This window comes from Shewanella hanedai, assembly GCF_007197645.1.
In the GTDB taxonomy this organism is placed as follows: domain Bacteria; phylum Pseudomonadota; class Gammaproteobacteria; order Enterobacterales; family Shewanellaceae; genus Shewanella; species Shewanella hanedai.
This window is the reverse complement of the sequence record NZ_VKGK01000035.1, coordinates 31830-51704: the sequence shown is the minus strand read 5'-3', so window position 1 is coordinate 51704 and position 19875 is coordinate 31830. Positions and strand designations below refer to the sequence as shown.

The window sequence follows — 19875 nt, the reverse complement described above, 5'->3', positions numbered from 1 at the left end:
TTCATCAATAAATAACCAGCACGTTTCGGGAAGCTTAATAGCGAAGAATTTAATTATTGGAAAGTGCGCAATCTATTTGAGTAAATAGATTGCGACAAAAATTGGAAAAAAAGTGGAGTTATCCATTAACAAATAGATGACTATTCCTGATGTTTATCATATTTGAACGTATGACAATTGCTACAGATAGGCTTCTTAGCCACATGCTCACCATGACACTCTACGCAAGGTAACTCTTTACCGTAGTGTAAGTTGTTGTGTGGGTTCTGCCATTTATCCTCTTCGCTTCGTGCACTTTGCTCAGCTAAATCATCAACATCATGACATTGCAAACAAGCTTGATCTGAAGGAAATTGCTTAATGCCATTGTCATGACACGCCTTACAATCTTTACCAATCACTTCTTTATGATAGTCACGTTGCTCAATTGCCTGAGCAGATAGCGTTAACAAGCAACCCAATGCTAATGCTAAAACAGCTTTTAATTTACTCATTACTCATTCCTCATTTTAACTGGCAGATTTAGGCTTTCATGATGCTGCGGGCAGCAGTCATCCCCATCACCATACATTCTGGAATTGAGCAACTACCTAAGCGACTCACACCATGAATACCACCAGTCACTTCACCAGCGGCGTACAAGCCTTTAATTGACTTACCAGTAAGGCTATCCTTAACCTCTGCTTTGGTATTAATCTGCACACCACCTTGGCAGTAATGCACTTTTGGCCATAGGCGAACCACTGTAAATGGCGCCTCAATGAACTTGCCTTTAGCTTCCGTCATGTTCTTACCAAACTGAGGATCATTTTGAGTCTTAACGTATTCGTTATACTCTCCAATTTGCTGCTTAAGCGGTGTCAATGGCACCTCAAAGTGCTTAGCTAAATCTTCAATTGAATCAAACTTCCAACCTACGTTGTACTTAATCACTTTCTTGGTGTTCGGGTGTTTTTTCGAATCTTTGTAGCTTGTGATCAAAATAGGTGGCAGTGCATCGCCCTTGGCATCACGACAATTCAATTCAGCATCTGCGCGAGTTTTACGATCAGCGATTTCGTTCATGAAACGTTGACCCGTTAAACGGTTAATTGCGATTGAATGCGGAAAATTATAGATTGAATAGTTAGACACATAACCGAAACCGCCTTCATCGGGCGACGCCCAAGGACCAGACTGAATATGGGCTAAATGAACTGGAACAGCACCAAGACGGAACATCTGATACATACCTTCACCTGTTGCACCGGGGGCATTAGTACAACCAACTTCCGCTGTTAAAGTAGGATCTTGTGACATACGCAAATCGATGTTTTGTGCAAAACCTCCCGTCGCCATAATAACGCCGCGCTTCACACGAATGTTGGACGTTTTACCAGGTTGATCTTCACCAAAATAATAATTATCATGCATTTTTACGCCAATAACTTCATCATTTTGACCAAGAATAAAACCTTCAAATTTGGTGCGATTATGAGTGTGCACCCCAATTTTACGGCACTCTTCAAGCAATGGCTGAGTGATACCCGCGCCGCAGCTCACTGTAGTTTGGTAAGTACGAGCAACAGAATGTCCACCTAACTGCTGTAAGTAAGGGTGATACTCAGCTCCGACATCCAGTGTCATCTGTAATGCTTCCATTGCATGCTTAGCAATATGATCTAGCAAAGCGACATCAGCAATACCACGACCAGCATTAACCTGATCCTGAACCATAGTATCGACAGAATCTTTTATGCCTTCTTTTTTCTGCATCGGTGTCTGCGGGGCTGCAAACAAACCACCATTAATGGCTGAATTGCCGCCGTAGTAAGACATTTTCTCAAAAATATGCACATCTTTTGCGCCTTGACGCGTAGCTTCAATCGCAGCCGCGAGTCCCGCAAAACCTGAACCGACAATTAGAATTTCAACTTCTTTGTCCCATTCAACTCCGTCCGTTTTTTCAGAAATTGCCATCGCTGGCGCTGCTATTGCGATACTTGCAGCTCCTATTCCTTTTATGAAATTACGGCGTCCAAGCAGATTATTTGTACTCACCGGTCATCACCCTTATTATTTTAATTGACGGAGAAATTATAGAGTTGGAATGACTTCCAAAATGGGAATGCAACGCCAGTTGTGTTTATTGAAAATGATTAGATTTCATAAATTGAAGTTAAGTCTAAAATTATCAAACTTCACAACCTCAGTAGCAGAAAGGAATGAGTTCCAAAATTCGATCCAGACTTAAACCAATCGGTATAGGTGCAAAGGAAAACAAGCGCTCTTAAGACATGGCTGTTAAGCTGTGCCCATTGAACGTTCAAAAGAATGACCTACTGGATATGGAACTAGAAGATATCTATCGGCAGGATTTAAGCTTGCTTATCGCACTGCAAATTTTAGTTGAAGAGTGTAGTGTCACTCAGGCAGCGAAACGCTTACACCTAAGCCAGTCAGCCACGAGTCGCATTTTATCCCGCCTTCGAGAAATGCTTGATGACCCGCTATTTTCCCGCGTTGGCCAAAAATTAGTGCCGACACAATTCGCACTAGACTGCTACCAGCAACTGCAACAACCCACGGGGCAGCTCATCGAAATGCTCAGCCCGAGAGCTTTCGTTCCCAGCGAGTGCCATCAACACTTTACTGTTGCTGTGACCGATTATGCGATGCAAGCTCTGATCCCTTTCATTCTGCCTGACATCTATTCCAAAGCACCAAATATCAAATTAGAGATCATTCCGGTACAGCATAGAGAACTGCAATCACAACTGAGTGTTCAAGGCGCTGATATGGCTATCTGTCGTGCCATTGGACAAACTCAACAATTGAACCAAGAGTTTCTGGGAAAAGTCGGCGTTAGCTGCCTGTTGTCTTCAACGCATCCACTTGCCAACCAAACATTAACCTTGAAGGATTACCTGCATTTTCCCCATGCAACCATTGCCATCAGCGACGGAGTAAAAGCCTTACTTGATGCAGCAATTATCAGTTACCCGCCAAGAAATGAGCTATTACGTACCCCACATTTAGATAGCGCCTTGGCATTATTACAATTTCACCCGGCCATTATCACCCTGCCTGCTGGCATGGCAGAGCTTGCCGCCTCCAAGCATAGATTAAGAGTCAAACCACTCCCTTTTGATATTCCGCCGTTAAATTACAACCTGTTTTGGCATTCAAGGGCTGAATTAGATAAAGCACAGCAGTGGTTAAGAGGAGAGGTCCGCCAATCAATACGTAGATTACTTAAGGCTGAATAAGTATTCCAGACACAACCCCCTCCTACACAACCTGACCTCCAAGGACCAAAGATACTCCAGATATCTTTAATGGCATTCCCCACATCCCTGTGGGTCAAGGAGGGAATGCCATTAAATATAAGGAACATTTATGGCCATGGTGTTCGAGGATATCTTTGATAGATAGGTCCTTATACAACCCCCCTCCTACACCATCCATGGTGTTCGGGGATAAGTATATCCTTATACAAAAAGCCTCGCTAATTAGCAGGGCTCTGTTTAACGATATATTCAAAACAATGGATTACCGGACTTTATAAGTAACAGTTCCTGTTTGAGTATCTCCGTCTTTTGTCGTATAGGTATAATCAAAAGTAACTCTGTTTTCACTGCCCACCATATCATCAGCAAGGTAGATATATGTGTAGTTTGAATATCGATAGCCAGAATCCAAACTGGTCCCAACTTGAGGATAATAATAATTATAACTAAGGCTTTCATTTTGAGCAGCTTTCAACAAAAATGTCTTATTTGCATAATATGGCTGACCATCAGCCACCACTCTAATTTCCCTTTGGTAGTCTTGAGCGACTCCATTTTCAATGTATGACGTTAATGTAAAGGTCAGTTCATTTAGGTTATTAATTGAAGTGGGTGTGTAAAGCACTACATTATTTGAATTTCCGCACCATCCACAATTTACTGCTACATCAGCGGTGTTTTTTGCAACAATTAAAGCACCATTAGTTGTGTGGTTTCTATTATCCAGCACAACATCATTCACATTAAATGCAGCCTTGGATACATTAAACGCTTCAGAATCATCACTATTAACATTTTCCTCTTTATCAGCAATCACATTGACTAACTTACCCACACGGTACTGATATTCTCCATCAACGAGTTCACTGACTGGAGAAGCGGTTAATTTAGTACCGTTAAATGTTAGTTCAACACTGGTATCTACAGCCACTTGCTCTATAGATACATAAGTTGTGCCTGGAGTAATCCCCTCATCATTCTGAGTGTTACCTGGGATGATAGTCACAAAATCATTAGCTAAAAGTTCAACACTTGTCTGCTTATTACTTTCTTCAACTAATGCAACTGGCGCAGAGTAAAATAGCTCGAGGGTCGTATCTTTAACATTATTGGAAAGAACTTCTATTGATGGAGATTGGTAACTAAATGTTGATAAATTCACCGCTAAATTCAGCTCGCCCTCTACCACTTCCGTTTTAAAGTCTCGATATTGAGAGCCAGAAATAGAAACAGTGTATTGCTGTTCAAACTCTGTTTCATAAATATTCACATCAGCACTCGTATAATTAAGATCGCCAACCTTAAAGCTCGGAATTTCAACACTAAGGTAACCACGATAAGCAGCATCTAATACATATTGGCCTGTGGCAGAATCATAATCAAAATACGCATTTCCATTATCATTGTTTCCTGAAGATACGCGCGCGCCCTCTAACACTTCCCCCTGATCGTCTAATACGGTTAATCGTAAACTGTATTCATTTAGCTGGTTGATCTCTTTGAGATAGAGGGTATCTTCTGCCCAAACCTTACTTGCACTCAATAATTGAGATGCTGTACCGTTCTGGTCAAGCTCTAATTCAAAGTCATTAACACCATCACTATCAACGTCAAGTTTCGCATGAATTTCTGTTGGGATCCCTTCAGCCAATGTGAGTTTATATTCACCAGTTTCCTTTGTGAAACTTGCTAAATCATCTGGCTGCTGAAGTACCAATCTATAAGCATCATATCCCTGATTGTTACTTACTTCATAAAGAGGGTATACAGAGAGATCTTCAACAAAAGTATTCTCTCCAGTCTGAAGTAGAGTCAGTACTTTCTCTTTAGGTTTTCCAACGATAAGTTCACCCAGAGCCTGATTAACCACTTGCCCTTGACCTGATAATCTCGTTAAAGACTTATATGTCATTGCAACAAAAGCTTCTGAAGGACTGCCTACTTTTAACGTGAAGTCACTATATGCAGGCTGCTTCTCCAGTAAAATTTCTGTATCTGATATAGGTACGGGAATTGACCATTCACCAGAAAACTTAATTGATACCTGAGCATCAGACAGGTCAACATCGTCTGTCGCGCCTTTCAAGGTGCCCGATAAAGTGATTGGTAAAGCATTAGTGGTATTCTGATCTTGCAGTAGTTGGTTTTGTGCTTCTAAAGCTGCAACAACATCATCGTTATTATTATTATCTTCAACTTCAAGACAGCCAGACATTGAGAGCGCAGCTGAAACAGCTAACGCTAATTTAATACGATTAGACATTAAATAATTCCTTTTATTCTTATAGTGATGAGTTCATTCAATTCGTTGATGAATGAGCCATTGGGAAATTGAGATTGGAGTGTTTTCCTTAAACCCAATCGTCAAACAAACAGCCAATAAGCAACAAAAACTTAACAAACAAAAAAGGAAATAACAACTATGAAAGGGATGAAGAAGACTAAAAAGAACATTAAACTAAATCATTGTTATAAATTAGATAAATCATTCAGCTAAACGAATTAAAGAAGTGAATTAAAACTCGGTATAGGGAGGTTTTGTCTCCCTATACTTTCTACATATTACAGCTTTACGAGTACTCGGCCTGTCACTTGGCCTTTCACTATCTTATCTGCATATTCAGGAACTTGATCTAGAGTGATCGTTTGTCCAGCTGCTTGATAATAGCTTTCAGGCAATAATTCCAGTACTTGTTTCCAAGCTGCTTGACGCTTTTCAAATGGGCAAGAGACAGAATCAACCCCCAGTAAGCGTACGCCACGAAGAATAAATGGCATCACGGTTGTTGGCAGTGCAAACCCACCAGCAAGACCACATATTGCAGCTGCGCCGCCGTAGTTCATCTGAGCTAACGCCGTTGCCAGGACTTTATTACCTACAGTATCAACGACACCTGCCCAACGTTGCTTTTCTAGCGGCCTAGTATCTTGCTCTAGCTCGCTACGCTCAATGACTTCTGCAGCGCCCAGTGAGCGAAGTAGTTCACTGTTTTCTTCAGCTCGACCAGTACTAGCAACGACTTTATAACCAAGTTGTGCCAACAAGGTAACTGCTACTGAACCCACGCCACCACTGGCACCTGTGACCAAAATATCACCTGACTCAGGTTGAATATTTGCTTCCTGAAGTGCTTGCACACAAAGCATAGCTGTTAAGCCTGCAGTGCCAATCATCATCGCCTTTTCGGCATCACAAGCTTCTGGCATCGGCACTAACCAATCTGCGTTAACACGTGCTTTTTGAGCCATGCCGCCCCAATGGTTTTCACCCACTCCCCAGCCAGTTAGAATCACTCGATCGCCCGCTTTATAACGAAGATCAGAAGATTCAATAACAACACCCGCAAAATCGATGCCCGGCACCATAGGGAAATTACGAATGATACGCCCTATTCCTGTCACCGCTAAACCATCTTTGTAGTTCAGTGATGAACATGAAACGTCCACCAGCACTTCACCTTCTGGCAGATCTGATACCTGAAGCTGACCAACATTTGCCAGGGTAGATTTACCCTCTTGAGTTAATATAAGTGCGTTGAACATGGTGAACCTCTCTAAAATGATGAAGTGACATGATAATGGAACACAAGTCATGACTGAAGTGCATTATTTGCATTGAGTTAATGTACCCACTGCATATTAGTGCTCTATAACATTATCCCACTTCCCCCTAACACTCAATTCGACCAAAAGTGCGATTTCACTCTACGGATTTCTCTTTTCGAAAAGAATGCTTAACGGCTTTTCACTTTATGGGAGTACTGATTAGCGAATAAAATATTAACCATACTAAATAGATGGATATTACCCCGATGGCTTTTCAAGATAACCTAGTTAAGATCATAAGCGACCCTAATTTATCACCAAAACAAAAATCTAACTATTTAGCGTTAGCCGCGGAAGCCAGCTTACCTTATCTGCCCATATCTAAAGAGATCAACCAAGCAAAAGAAGCGGGGATTATCTGTGATATGTTTGAAGGCCACGCACCTTTTAAACCTCGATATGTACTGCCAGATTACGCCAAATACCTGCAGCAGGGTTCTCAATATTTAGAGCTGACACAAGCCACCAATTTAGATGAAGCCCTTAATGCGTTAACGATTATCTACCACCATGTCCCATCGGTCACAAGTATTCCTGTTTATCTAGGACAATTAGATGACATCTTAATGCCTTACACTGATGGCGTTGACGCTGAAAGCATTTACCGTAAGCTCAAGCTCTTCTGGATAATGTTAGATCGCACCCTTCCCGATGCCTTTATGCATGTGAATATTGGCCCGAGCGATAACATTATCTGCCGTACTATTTTACGAATTGATGCTGAGCTCAAACAGATCGCGCCAAACCTAACCTTTATGTACGACCCCGACATTACGCCTGATGACCTATTACAGATCGCTACGAGTAACATCTGCGAATGCAGCAAACCGCATATTGCCAACTACCCTATTCACGCTAAAGCCTATGATGGCCAAGGCTTCGGGATTGTCAGCTGTTATAACTCACTCCCTTTAGCAGGAGGCGCGAACACTTTAGTCCGCCTCAACCTCAAGGAAGTAGCATTAAAGGCACTGAATGTTGAAGATTTCTTTGCCAATACTTTGCCTCACTACTGTCAGTTAACTTACGAATTAATAGAAACCCGGGCTAAGTTCCTCCATGAAGAGTCAAATTTTTTCAATAGCTTTTTAGTCAAAGAGGGCTTAATCGAAGAGTCCCGTTTCGCCCCGATGTTCGGCATTTACGGTATGGCTGAAGCAGTTAATATCCTGCAGAACAATCCCGAATTAACTGAAAATGATCTTGAGAAACCAAGTAAACACTATGGTCATAATCAAACAGCAAACCAACTCGGGCACCGCATCTCTAAAGCGCTGGATACCATAGTTAAGTCAACGCCAGTCACCTACGGCTACCATGGCCGCGCCCTGTTGCACTCACAAGGCGGCATTAGCATAGATAAAGATGTCACTCCCGGCGTTCGTATTCCTTACGGAACAGAGCCCAACCCAATAGCCCATATTCAAGCGTTAGCCGAACATCATCAATACTACACCTCAGGGATCAGTGACATTCTCACCATTGATGAAACCGTGAAATACAATTCACAAGCCATGTTCCAGCTCTGCAAAGGTGCATTAAGTTTAGGATTTAGAGAGTTTACCGCTAACGTTGCATCCAATGATCTGGTTCGAGTCACGGGTTACATGATCAAGCTTTCTGATATCGCAACCTTTAAACAGCAAGGCTCCCGAACCAATACCACAGGGCTAGGCGCAGAGGCAGCTGAAGTGACGGGTATTTTGAACCGAAAACCGAGAGTCGCTGCACAAGAGTTATCGCCTAACTATGCAGAATAAACTGGCAACCGTCAGTCAGATATTGCCTTTTTCTTGTGTTGACGGGCCTGGAAGCAGGCTCGTTATCTTCCTGCAAGGGTGCAATTATAACTGCAAGAACTGCCACAATCCTCATACCATCAATTGGTGTGATCATTGTGGTGACTGCATTTCCACTTGCCCTACACAGGCACTGACGTTAGTGACGACAAAAGGTATCTCGCGAATAAATTGGGATAGCGACCTTTGTACTCAATGCGATATATGTTTATCGGTATGTCCTAAGCAATCTAGCCCAAAGACACGTCAATACGGTATCGACTCTCTAGTCACGCTGATTCACCATCAACGCCACTTTATCAACGGCATCACAGTCAGCGGCGGCGAAGCAAGTTTGCAGCTGCCCTTTATTATCGAACTGTTTAAAGCGATTAAATCCACTGAAGCGTTAAGTCACCTTACTTGTATGATCGACACCAATGGCAGCTTAAGCATCAGTGGCTGGCACAAGTTACTTCCTGTTCTCGATGGTGCGATGATCGATCTAAAAGCGTGGCAGGAAGAAACACACAGATATATTACCGGCCGCGACCATCACAGAGTGTTTCAATCACTCGAACTGTTATCACAACACGCAAAGTTATATGAAGTGCGCTTATTACATATCCCCAATATCAGCGACTTCGATTCTGAGATAGAGGCCGTCGCAACCTATCTTAAGCAGTTACCTAACAGCGTTCGAATCAAACTCAACGCCTTTCAACATCACGGTGTCACAGGCGAAGCCCGCCAATGGGGCACTTGCAGTGAAGCACAGATGCTTGAGTTAGCGGCACGGCTAACTGAACGTGGTGTGACTAACCTGGTGTTACCCAATGTTTATTTGTAGGCTTGGATCTAAGCCTCGTCAGATTTCATCGGAAATGAGTACTCGGTAAGTGAGTCATAATATTCCACATCTTATGTGTAGGTTCATATGCGAGAATTCACCGCTAGTTATATCTAAAGCGATGTAACCTTTAGTCTCCTAGTCATTTGATACAGGGAATCAGCTTCCTGCATCTGTGGTTCCAATGGCTTGCAGCCGGCGTATGTGGAGACACTGCCGTGACACGCTGCAAGTCCATCCATGGAAGCTCGGCCATGACGTCCATGTCATAGACGGTCACGGCCGCATCTACACTAGGTTAGAAAAACACAAAACCGAGGCGGCTGTGTTTTTAACCGAACACAAGAATCTAATTATTTTCGCACACTTCTTAATAGATTCTTAAAACATATGTAGCTTTGTGTAATTTTTTTGTCTTTTTCGACTATTAAATTTTCAAATTCAGTAGAGTCTACGCAGCTATGGTTAGAATTAACCAACCCGACTGCACTATTAAATATATCTTTAGATTTTGTAAATAATTGATTAAATTTATCTTGCTCTTGTGACGACAAAAAACTTAAAGAAAAGTCCATTGACCGATCAAATGTCGCCAGTTGTAAGTTAAAGTTCGCGCGTAAATCTAAATAATCCTTCTGATGGTTGTATACAGTTACCTTCGTGTAGATATCTAAGTATTCATCAAATGATTGATATAGCAACCTTAACTGAGTTTCTAAATTAACTATGGATTTAAACTTCTCTGCGTGATCAAACTGACTTTTCCATGTATGGAGAGCAAATAGAGCAATAAGCATCGTACACGCTGTGATTATGACGCCTCCAACGGAAGACATAGCTTGTATCAAAGCTAAGAACTCTTCAGTTGTGTCATCAAATGAAACTCCGATGGCAACTCCTATCAGCAGAAAAAGTACTGCAATCAAGATACCACCCATAAAGAATATAATTTTCAAATATGCTCAACCTTTAAAATATGTAAACACTGGCTAAATGGTGAATATTTATTATCAATCAACTACCTTTTAAAACCTAATAAGAGTTGTTGATTAGTAAGTGTTAATTGGCCACATTCTACTTACAGGGGACACACATTCCCCATCGAAGTTGACGAAATGCGCAGATAAAAATGCCGTAGAGCCATCATGGATGATGGTTCAGGCTCGGGGGGACATGGATGTCCCATCTGAGTCGTTAGGCGATTTTTGTTGGAGCATGAGACCCGTACCTAATGCATGTAACTTCGTCGGGGCGTCATGGTGGATGCAAGGAGGATAAGGACGAGCAGTCCTCCTTGCCCGGGTGTGGGATGGAATCCCACGACTTTAGTTGTTAGGCACAGTCTAACTATAGAGTTCAGGCGCAGCCTGATAAGTGGCAAGGCAATGACCTTTATCAAACGAAGTTTAACTCTGCCCTCAAGTGCAACTTAACTAAATTTGAGTCCGAAATTTAAGCAAAAAAAAGCATCCCTGTGGGATGCTTTTTTGTTTTGCTGCCTAACACAAATATAGATTTGTTAGGCTTACTAAAGTTACCTGTAAGGGCCTTTAGTTGTATCCGATAGTGTTCTACATAAGTCGGATTGAAAAGTAGCCCGGTCGAAGCTTCTAATAGCAATGCCTCAGCACTGTCGAATCCGGCTCAGCCAGCGTAGCGGGCTAATGTCGAACTCCCAGTTGATTGAGTCTTCGTTATATCAATGAAAACCCCGACCTAAACTGCTAACTTCACACTATCAAAATAATGTGACCCACGTCAAACTTTTATTTTTTTACGTTTAAATGCTGTTAAAACAGGACCTTTAAATCGTTAACGCTACTTATAAGCATTAAAGTCACATATATAAAAGTTATTCACTACAAGGTCTAACTGAATAAACGACACATTACCCTGCTGGAGGCAATAAACTGCAATGTGAGTAAGACTTTCTAAGACACCATCAAATAACAATACAATCGGATATTCATCAATAAATGTAAATTAAACCTTCATTCGAAGGCTGCTAAATTCTTGTGTGGTAAACGCTACTATCTGCTCATACAACCACCGGTGGGCGGGATCATTCATACTCTGCCTGTGCCACACAAGGCTATAGGCCACTTCGCCATAATCAAGTGGTAACGCTTTAGTCACTAACCCTCGCGCCTGAAGTGCTGATTCAGCCCAACGGCGAGAACAGGTAAACAAAAGCTCACTGTGATGACACATCAAGGCGGCACAGCCAAAATCAGGTACTGATATAGGCACCACCCTATTGTAGGCCTGTTGAGCCAGTAACATCTCAAAAAATGGGGTATTCAGATCAGCGTCAGCAATACCAATATGGCTATAATCTAAGTAATTATCCAGGGTCATTAGTGTTTGAGTAGCTAATGGATGTTCTGGATTCATCAAGCAAACCATCTCATCGTTAATCAAAGTTTCCCATACCAGTTCACTGCGTGAAATAGGCGGCTGGCTTAAATCGTGGGGCAATATAATGAAATCCAACGCCCCCTTCACTAAACCATCGAAACCTACGGTATCTTTAGAGCAGATATCTAAGCGAATATTGGGAGCTAAATTAAGGACATGGGCGCTCAATTTTACCGCCAATAGTTCAAAGGTACTCTCACGCATGGCTAGCGAGAAACGTCCCTCATAGTGAGCTGGATTAAAAGTTTCTTGGGTGATGATTTGATTCATATCATTAATAATCTGGTGCACGCCCGGTCCTAAACGACGGGCTAAAGGTGTGGCCACCAGCTTGTTGCCATGACGGTAAAAGAGCTCGTCATTCAAACTGAGTCTTAACTGGGCAAGGGTTTTACTCACCGAAGATGGACTCAGGCATAAACGCTCAGCACTTGCAGTCACACTTAAGGTATCTAACATCACATGTAGAGTGATCAGGTGCTTCATGCTGATCCGAGAGAGTTTAGCGAGATCCATTAAGACTTCCTTTGAACGGGTGCTGTATTCATCAACTGGAATATAGACGTAAACATCGATGCGGTATATTACTAAGCCCCATAATCACGACTCGCCTCACTGAAGTTTTCCGCTGCTTCATTTTTTACCGTATAATCACGGCTCTTTATTATTTAGGCAGGCCAGCATGTTTCATATCGCGCTTTACGAACCCGAAATCGCTCCGAATACCGGTAATATCATCCGATTAATCGCTAATAACGGCTGCAAACTGCATTTGATTGAGCCATTAGGTTTCGATTTAGAAGATAAGAAACTGCGCCGTGCAGGGTTAGACTATGCTGATTTGGCCAATGTCACTCACCATAAAAATTTCGAGGCTTTTCTTGAAGCGATGGAAGGCAAGCGCATTATGGCTTGTACTACCAAAGGCAGTCGACCGCACACGGAACTGAGTTTTGAGAAAGAAGATGTATTGCTCTTTGGGCCTGAAACCCGTGGATTACCTATTGAGATTATCGAGTCTTTACCAACCAGCCAACGTCTTAAAATTCCCATGACACCATCAAGCCGCAGTTTAAACTTGTCCAATGCGGTTGCGATTATTAGTTATGAAGCTTGGAGACAAATAGGATTCGAAGGGGCAGTATAATTAGGGGGCAGCAACACTAGTTTGCAACAGGGATCATCTCGATCCCTCGATAAAAAAGATAACGATCACTGTCGTCATCCAAATACTGCATATTTTGCAGCCAAAGCCATCCAAATTCTTTAGCATCGAACCTCAGTTGAATAAGCGCTGGGCGTCTGTTCAACTTGCCTTCACCTAATAACGAATAACTGCCTTGATTAACGTAAAGGCTAAACTCCTGCTCCTTATCTTCATCGACACCGTCGAAATAGATCAAAAAGGTAGAATCACCTCGAACTCTAAACCACCATGTTTCACTAAATGGATGTTTTGCGCTGGGGTTAACCGTTAAGATCAGCTGACGCTTATCATCAGAACAGACTGCATTGACATGAGTTTGTATCGGTTTCTGTTTTAACTTAGCAGAACTGCCCTGCCATTGACCGTCGAGCGCACTGCAAAACTCACTAAAATTGGCTCTCTCGGCCCATGTTGTAATGGGTAAAAATAGACAAAAAAATACCCCATACTTAAAACAGTTCAATATCATCCTCTGTGGTTTTTTGATGTTCTTCTTTATATTGCTCTAATACTTCACTAACAGGCGTACCTTTCAGTAGAAGCTCGAACATTTTCCTTTCGCAGTCAAGTGAATAACTATCCTGAATCCTATCTTGCAGTTTCTGCCATGCTTCAGGCGATATTCTGCGCTCTTTACTGTTTAGCACTTCTTCCATCAAAGCCAAACCCATGATCACATGTTGTAGACGCTGCGAAATACGATCATAGAACTGAAAAGCAACCACTCCCTCGTTCACTTTATCGACCAGAATGGTACTATGTGCCATAACTAGAACAGGGGTATTGCTCTGCGTAGACAGGAAATCATTCACCTCACCTAAGTGCTCTGCCATATCGGTAAACAGTGCCCCCAGACTGGTGACATTGTGCTCACCATCAGTTAATGACAGCTCTATCTGCGCCATGGCTAATATTATTACCTTTATACTTTCTCGGACATGACACCAATCAACGGTATCATCCACGTCGGAACCATTCGTGTTCTCAAACGTTCCCTCTGAACTCTTAGTCACCACACCAATCTCCAATCTCACATCCCTTTGCATAAAGTGTAGAACAGCAAAGCAAAAATGAAAGGAGACCTAAGATGCGAAAGGGAATAAAATTTGAAAATAAAGAGACTTGTAATCATTACAATTTCCAAGTCTCTAACAAGCTTATTTGCAGCCGGTAGACTGAACAAACAAGGGTTAACCTCCGAAGCCTATGGCTTGTATATCAACCTGAGTCACTTCGCCATATTCGCTGGCCACTTCAGCGATTTTTTCCGCATTGCCAATCAAGACAAACTGTAGATTTTGTTGAGGAAAGTAGTCACGAATTAATCTTTTCGTTTCCGCTAAAGACAAACCATCAACATTTGATTGAAAGTCATTGATAAAACGATCATCAAAACCATATAAATACATGTCGGAAAGTAAACCTGCTAACTGACCACTGGTTTCATACTTAGGTGGAAACTGACCTTTTACATAAGCTTTGGCCGAATCTAATGTCGTTTGATCAATACCGACCTCCCACAATCTAGCGTAGGTTGCTAGAGCCAGCTCTATGGTCTCCTTGGTCGTTTCCGATTTGGTAAACGTGCTGATCCTAAATACGCCACCTTCTGAGTAAGCGATAAACCCAGAACGAGCACCATAGGTCAGACCCGCATTCACCCTTAGTTCATCATTTAACCATGAGGTAAATCGGCCTCCTAAGATGGTATTAATGACCTGTAAGCCAACATAATCAGGGTTGTCTCTGGCAACGCCTTTGCCTCCGATAAGAAACGTTGTTTCTATGGCATCGCTTTTATCGACTAACAACACCTTACTCGTGGTTAACTTGGATTTCGCTGACGTAAGATCCGCCTTAGCTATCGGCTCAACATTTTTCCACTCACCAAACAACTGCTCCAATTTAGCCTTCATTTGAGGCACGTCGAAGTCCCCCACCAAGGTAATTGCAGTATTAGATGGCTGATAGTAACTCTTATGAAAAGCCCTTAATTGAGAAATCTCAAGTTCTGCTAATGAGCGACTATTACCAGAACTGGTATTGCCGTAGGGATGCTCACCAAATATCAACTTATCAAAATAACGGCTAATCACTGAACGTGGGCTCTCTTTAGCCTGAGATAGACCTGCTATTTGACGCTGGCGAAGTTTATCAAACTCCTCCTTATCAAAATCGGGAGACAACAGCAGACTTTGCACTAATGGCAGCATAATATCGCTGTCTTTAGCCATAAAATCCGCTTCAAGATAGCTGCCCTCTTTACCTGCATCGGCATTGATAGCAGCGCCTAAGAAATCAACCATAAGCTCAATCTCAGTTTTACTTTTTCCTTTCGCTCCCAGTAACAAACTTTGTGCCGTCATGCTTGCCACACCGGCAGTCGTATCATTAATCGCACCCGCCCTTACAACGGCGTTGACGGTAATTAATGGCACCTCTTTTTGCGGCATAAAATAAAGGGTTAAGCCATTATCAAGCACATACTGCTCATAGGCTGGAACACTAAAGCTCCCCGTTTCGACCACTTGACTTGGAGGCGTATTCGCACAAGCTGACAACATCAGCACGCTACCTAAGGCCATGGCAGCCATCAGCTTATTTGAACGATTAGATAGATGAGTTAATGTGTTCATTCATCAGCTTCCTCTGTGGCGGCTAAAACGGCAACGGTACGGTTGGCACGGCGTAAGTAAGTTTGTGCGACTCGCTGAATATCAGCAGGCGTCACCTTGTTGTAAGCCTCTGGCGCATTAAAGAGCTTATCGAAACTACCAAAGTAGAGCTCATAAGTACCGATGGTATTGGCCTTGCCGTTAATCGTTTCCATCGAACGATAGAAGTTCATCAACTTAATATTCTGTACTTTCTCAAGCTCCTCTTCGGTGACTCCGACACGGGCAATGTTATTTATCTCAGTAATCAAGTTGAGTTCCAGCTCCTTGGCTGTCACCCCTGGGTTTGCCACTCCCATCACATAGAAGAGATTAGGATCTAGCGTCATTGGCAAATACGCTTCAACTCCTAGAGCGAGTTGTTTCTCGACCAGTGATTGATAAAGACGCGAACTATTGCCTGTCGCTAAAATAGTAGCGAGAAGATCCAGTGCGTAATAATCTGCATGAGATGTAGCAGGCACATGATAAGCCAACATCACATTCGGCGTGCTCACCGAGGCTTTTTGCACAAAGACGCGGCGCTCTCCTTTTTGTAAAGGCTCTACAGTTTTAATCGCTTTGGGCGGTACTTGCGCAGGAATTGGGGCAAAGTATTTATCGGCCAACGCTTTCACTTCCGCCAGCTTTACATCACCAGCAATAATCACAACCGCATTGTTTGGAGCGTAGTAGGTTTTATGATATTGAACCAAGTCATCCAAGCTCCAAGCTTCAATGTCAGACTCATGACCAATAACAGACCAGCTATAAGGATACGCCCTAAATGCGGCACCTTTTATCTCTTCTTGCAGCGTTCTCCAGTTTGAGTTTTCCAATCCAGTGGTACGCTCTGATGCAACAACACCACGCTCACTTTCCACCATTTTGGCATCGATATCTAAACTCGCGATGCGATCGGCCTCAAGATCGAAAATAGTTTCGATGGCATTCGAGGGGAACCAATCTGTATATACCGTTAAATTTTCAGTGGTATACGCGTTATTTGCCCCACCTGCGGCTTCCATGGTGCGATCAAACATCTTGGGACCATATTTAGCCGATCCGTTAAACATCATATGCTCAAAGAAGTGTGAAATACCGGTGATACCCGGCACTTCGTTACGGGATCCCACCTTCCAGAATAGGTACATATTCGCGTTTGGAATTGAAGCGTCTTCCAACACCATTATTTTCATTCCATTATCTAGCGTAAAGCTGGATATATCTTTCGCTTCAGTGGCCTGTACGGCAGTTGAGGCAAAAATTAGCCCTGTTGCCATCACCAGCCCAGTTAATCTACTGAACATCAGTCTCTCCCTAACTTTAATCAATACTTTCAATAAAATACTAAATCGTCCAAATACTTACTTCAATGACGTCACCGCAAGTTGTGTCAATGCCTCTACCCCAACCACCAATGCGCTTTCATCGACATAGAAGCGAGGTGAGTGGTTACTCGCAGCCGTTTTATGATCGATTCCTGCTGGAGTCACACCTAAAAAGAAAAACAAACCCGGTGTTTCCAGCGCATAATAGGAAAAATCTTCCGCTCCAGTGATAAGTCCAGGTTCAATCAGCATCTGTTCGCCGACGATATCAGCTAATACAGGTTTCATCTCAGCCACCAGCTGCACATCATTCACAGTAACTGGATAGCCCTGATCTATCAGCGTCGTAGCAGTAGCGCCCATGCTTTGTGCAATCATGGTTGCCGTGTTAGCAAGTCTTAACTTAATGTCTGCGCGCATATCCTGATCGAAGGTACGTATTGTGCCAATAAGCTTCACTTCATCAGGAATAATGTTCGAGCGTATACCACCATTTATCGCACCAAAACTCACCACGGCTGGTGCTGCGGTTACATCAACCTGACGGCTGATGATGGTCTGAACTCCGTTGATAATCTGCGCTGACGCGACAATAGGATCGACCCCATTCCAAGGACGAGAACCATGAGTCTGCTTACCGCTGACTTTGATGGTAAATGAGTCCTCACTAGCCATTGCTGGCCCCGCTCGTAAACCTATCATGCCTGTTGGCATACTTGAGGTAACGTGCAGTCCGAATATCTTTTCTGGCTTCCTGTCAGCAAAAAGTCCCTCTTTCAGCATGAGTTCAGCCCCTCCCTCTTCGCCAGCTGGCGCACCTTCTTCTGCTGGCTGGAAGATAAACATGACATCTCCCTTTAACTGATCTTTCACTTTTACCAAATTCTGGGCAACCCCCATCAATATCGCGACGTGTGTGTCGTGACCGCAGGCGTGCATCACACCAACCTCTTGCCCTCTATAGGTGTCTGTCGCTTTAGATGCAAAAGGCAGATCCACCTCTTCTGTCACCGGCAAACCATCCATATCCGCACGAAGCGCAATCAAGGGACCCGGCATGCCTCCCTTTAAAATCGCAACAACACCGGTATGCGCAATACCCGCTCTGACTTCTAAGCCTAAAGACTCTAGATGTTGTTTGATCACTTTGCTGGTTCGAAATTCTCGATTAGATAACTCTGGGTGCTGATGCAGATCTCGGCGCCATTCAATGACACTCGGTTCAACACCTAGTGATAGTTGTTTAACGTCAATGGTCGATCCCGCTTGAGCCATAAAAGAACTTGAGGAGGCGATAACCCCTGCCAATACCCACTTAGATGCCTTGACCATGTATGATCTGTTCATCATTTTCATCCCTATGATTGTTATTATTGTTGAATTGTTAACTTTCTAACCCTACAGAATAAAGGGTTAAAACAAGTACAGATTAAAATTCAAACTCTATCAGATGGCATATTGGAAATAAAATCAAGGGTAAGGAAGAGATAAGTTTGTAAGTAAGTACTGACAGTTTTTACTGTCAGTAAAGATCTTGAGGATTAGTGTGAAGGGATGTTCGAAAAAATAAAAGAGCTCTCAAGTTGAAGGGGAGCCCAAGCATTAATTTTTATGGAAAAACACTACGTCGATATCGATCACTTCTAAACGCCAACCAAAATGTTGAGCTATCCACTCAAAGGTTTCAATTGAATAGAAACAGATATGGGTTGGATCGCCTTTGTAGTACCACTGATTGAACACTTGCTTCTGCTCTACCAATTTAGTCATTACCGCTAAAATCCCACCCGCGTGAAGCAAGGTGTTCAGTTGTTTCAGTAAAGAGCGGGCATCAGCAATATGCTCTATCACCTCTGTCATGGTAATGAAATCGTAACTGCGTGCTAGATTTTCGGGGACATGATGGTAATACAGATCATAATTATTCATAGTGATACCAGCCTCTGCAGCCATCACACTGATAGTCGGGCCCGAACCGCAGCCAAAATCTAACCCTTGGGCATGTTTAGGTAACTGTGCCAACAACGGATTAACGGCTCTTCCCAGAAAATGCCGATACCTAATATCGTCTGGATCATTTCGGTGTTGATCGTAAGTGTTCTTCTCATCTTCATCGGAAAGTAGGTATCTTTGTGGCACCACCACGAGATGGCACTGACTACACCGCAGGTACACTCTCTTATTATCTTCATCAAAATGGGACAGAGCATCATACTGACATAAGGGACATAGACTCAAAATATTTCCAACTGCTTATGATTTAGGGTTTAGGTATTTTTCGTTCTTTAGCCGCCGCTTCTTTAGCTTGCCTAAGGTATTTATCTTCCCGTGACTCACGCTCTTTAAACTGTGTCTGCGCTTTCTCTCTTTGCTCAGACTCCCAGTCACCGTTTTGCTGCTTTTTTAATATCTTTCGTTCACGCGCCAAAGTTTCCCCTGCTGCATCACGTGCTTTTTGTAACTGTTCCTGCTCCAAAGTTTTAGATAGTTTATCTGCTGCTTCTGCTTTTTCACTTAAACTTAATCCATCCTTTGCTTGCAGCAAATTTGAAAATAATACGCCAACACAAGCCAAAATAGAGATATATTTAATCTGCTTACTAGTTGAAAATTCCATCTTCCTCTCCTAAATTACCTCTAAATATTAATATAATCTTGAACTTAGTAAACTCTTAACTGAAAACCCGACCCCAAGCAAATAATCAGCACACTATGCTAACTCAACACTGAATACATCATCTTTTATCTGCAAAATACGTTTA

Annotated in this window: 17 protein-coding genes; 4 read left to right on the top strand and 13 right to left on the bottom strand. The window is 42.7% G+C overall.

Going from position 1 to position 19875, the window contains the following annotated elements; genetic code table 11:
* Window positions 1–140: 140 nt before the first annotated feature.
* Together ardB and ardA are read right to left on the bottom strand one after the other, a co-directional pair.
* Window positions 141–494 carry an acrylate reductase cytochrome subunit ArdB gene (gene ardB / locus FN961_RS21310; RefSeq protein WP_144042186.1) on the bottom strand — a complete coding sequence of 118 codons (354 nt, stop codon included), beginning with the start codon at window positions 492–494 and terminating at the stop codon, window positions 141–143.
* A gap of 28 nt (window positions 495–522) precedes the next feature.
* Entirely contained in the window at window positions 523–2040 is a 1518-nt protein-coding gene (gene ardA, locus FN961_RS21305; RefSeq protein WP_144042185.1) for an acrylate reductase flavoprotein subunit ArdA, read from the bottom strand.
* 287 nt (window positions 2041–2327) lie between these two features.
* On the opposite strand from ardA, the gene FN961_RS21300 reads away from it, so the two are divergent.
* Window positions 2328–3248, top strand: a complete 921-nt coding sequence (locus FN961_RS21300) for a LysR family transcriptional regulator (RefSeq protein WP_144042197.1) — start codon at window positions 2328–2330, stop codon at window positions 3246–3248.
* A gap of 283 nt (window positions 3249–3531) precedes the next feature.
* Here the strand turns inward: FN961_RS21300 and FN961_RS21295 are convergent, their stop codons facing one another.
* Both FN961_RS21295 and acuI read right to left on the bottom strand, forming a co-directional pair.
* Window positions 3532–5532, bottom strand: coding sequence for a hypothetical protein (locus FN961_RS21295; RefSeq protein WP_144042184.1), 2001 nt, complete (start codon window positions 5530–5532; stop codon window positions 3532–3534).
* A gap of 299 nt (window positions 5533–5831) precedes the next feature.
* On the bottom strand, window positions 5832–6812 hold the full coding sequence (acuI, locus tag FN961_RS21290; RefSeq protein WP_144042183.1) for an acrylyl-CoA reductase (NADPH): 981 nt from the start codon (window positions 6810–6812) through the stop codon (window positions 5832–5834).
* Window positions 6813–7081: 269 nt separating this feature from the next.
* Here acuI and FN961_RS21285 point away from each other — a divergent pair, with 269 nt between their 5' ends.
* The gene (locus FN961_RS21285) at window positions 7082–8635 is read left to right on the top strand and encodes a YjjI family glycine radical enzyme (protein WP_144042182.1); all 1554 of its coding nucleotides are present in this window, start codon (window positions 7082–7084) and stop codon (window positions 8633–8635) included.
* Window positions 8625–9503: a YjjW family glycine radical enzyme activase gene (locus FN961_RS21280; protein ID WP_144042181.1), complete on the top strand. Its 879-nt coding sequence runs from the start codon at window positions 8625–8627 to the stop codon at window positions 9501–9503. Before FN961_RS21285 ends, FN961_RS21280 begins: the two co-directional genes overlap by 11 nt.
* Before the next feature lie 353 nt (window positions 9504–9856).
* Here FN961_RS21280 and FN961_RS21275 read toward each other — a convergent pair whose 3' ends face one another.
* A complete protein-coding gene (locus FN961_RS21275; RefSeq protein ID WP_144042180.1) occupies window positions 9857–10459 on the bottom strand; it encodes a hypothetical protein in 603 nt (200 codons plus the stop codon).
* Between the two features lie 1027 nt (window positions 10460–11486).
* Window positions 11487–12437 (bottom strand): LysR family transcriptional regulator, encoded by a 951-nt coding sequence (locus FN961_RS21270; RefSeq protein WP_144042179.1) that lies wholly within the window; start codon window positions 12435–12437, stop codon window positions 11487–11489.
* A gap of 166 nt (window positions 12438–12603) precedes the next feature.
* Between FN961_RS21270 and trmL the strand changes: the two genes are divergently transcribed.
* The gene (gene trmL, locus FN961_RS21265; RefSeq protein WP_144042178.1) at window positions 12604–13068 is read left to right on the top strand and encodes a tRNA (uridine(34)/cytosine(34)/5-carboxymethylaminomethyluridine(34)-2'-O)-methyltransferase TrmL; all 465 of its coding nucleotides are present in this window, start codon (window positions 12604–12606) and stop codon (window positions 13066–13068) included.
* A gap of 16 nt (window positions 13069–13084) precedes the next feature.
* On the opposite strand, the gene FN961_RS21260 is transcribed toward trmL, so the two are convergent.
* From FN961_RS21260 to FN961_RS21230, 7 genes are all read right to left on the bottom strand, one after another.
* A complete protein-coding gene (locus FN961_RS21260; protein ID WP_144042177.1) occupies window positions 13085–13597 on the bottom strand; it encodes a hypothetical protein in 513 nt (170 codons plus the stop codon).
* The gene (locus tag FN961_RS21255; RefSeq protein ID WP_229814767.1) at window positions 13578–14156 is read right to left on the bottom strand and encodes a hypothetical protein; all 579 of its coding nucleotides are present in this window, start codon (window positions 14154–14156) and stop codon (window positions 13578–13580) included. Before FN961_RS21255 ends, FN961_RS21260 begins: the two co-directional genes overlap by 20 nt.
* Before the next feature lie 162 nt (window positions 14157–14318).
* Window positions 14319–15764 (bottom strand): M16 family metallopeptidase, encoded by a 1446-nt coding sequence (locus FN961_RS21250; RefSeq protein WP_144042176.1) that lies wholly within the window; start codon window positions 15762–15764, stop codon window positions 14319–14321.
* Window positions 15761–17092, bottom strand: a complete 1332-nt coding sequence (locus FN961_RS21245; RefSeq protein WP_144042175.1) for a M16 family metallopeptidase — start codon at window positions 17090–17092, stop codon at window positions 15761–15763. Before FN961_RS21245 ends, FN961_RS21250 begins: the two co-directional genes overlap by 4 nt.
* A gap of 57 nt (window positions 17093–17149) precedes the next feature.
* The gene (locus FN961_RS21240; RefSeq protein WP_144042195.1) at window positions 17150–18460 is read right to left on the bottom strand and encodes an amidohydrolase; all 1311 of its coding nucleotides are present in this window, start codon (window positions 18458–18460) and stop codon (window positions 17150–17152) included.
* A gap of 255 nt (window positions 18461–18715) precedes the next feature.
* On the bottom strand, window positions 18716–19351 hold the full coding sequence (locus FN961_RS21235; RefSeq protein WP_144042174.1) for a class I SAM-dependent methyltransferase: 636 nt from the start codon (window positions 19349–19351) through the stop codon (window positions 18716–18718).
* Window positions 19352–19373: 22 nt separating this feature from the next.
* Window positions 19374–19730, bottom strand: a complete 357-nt coding sequence (locus FN961_RS21230) for a hypothetical protein (RefSeq protein WP_144042173.1) — start codon at window positions 19728–19730, stop codon at window positions 19374–19376.
* Between the last annotated feature and the right edge of the window lie 145 nt (window positions 19731–19875).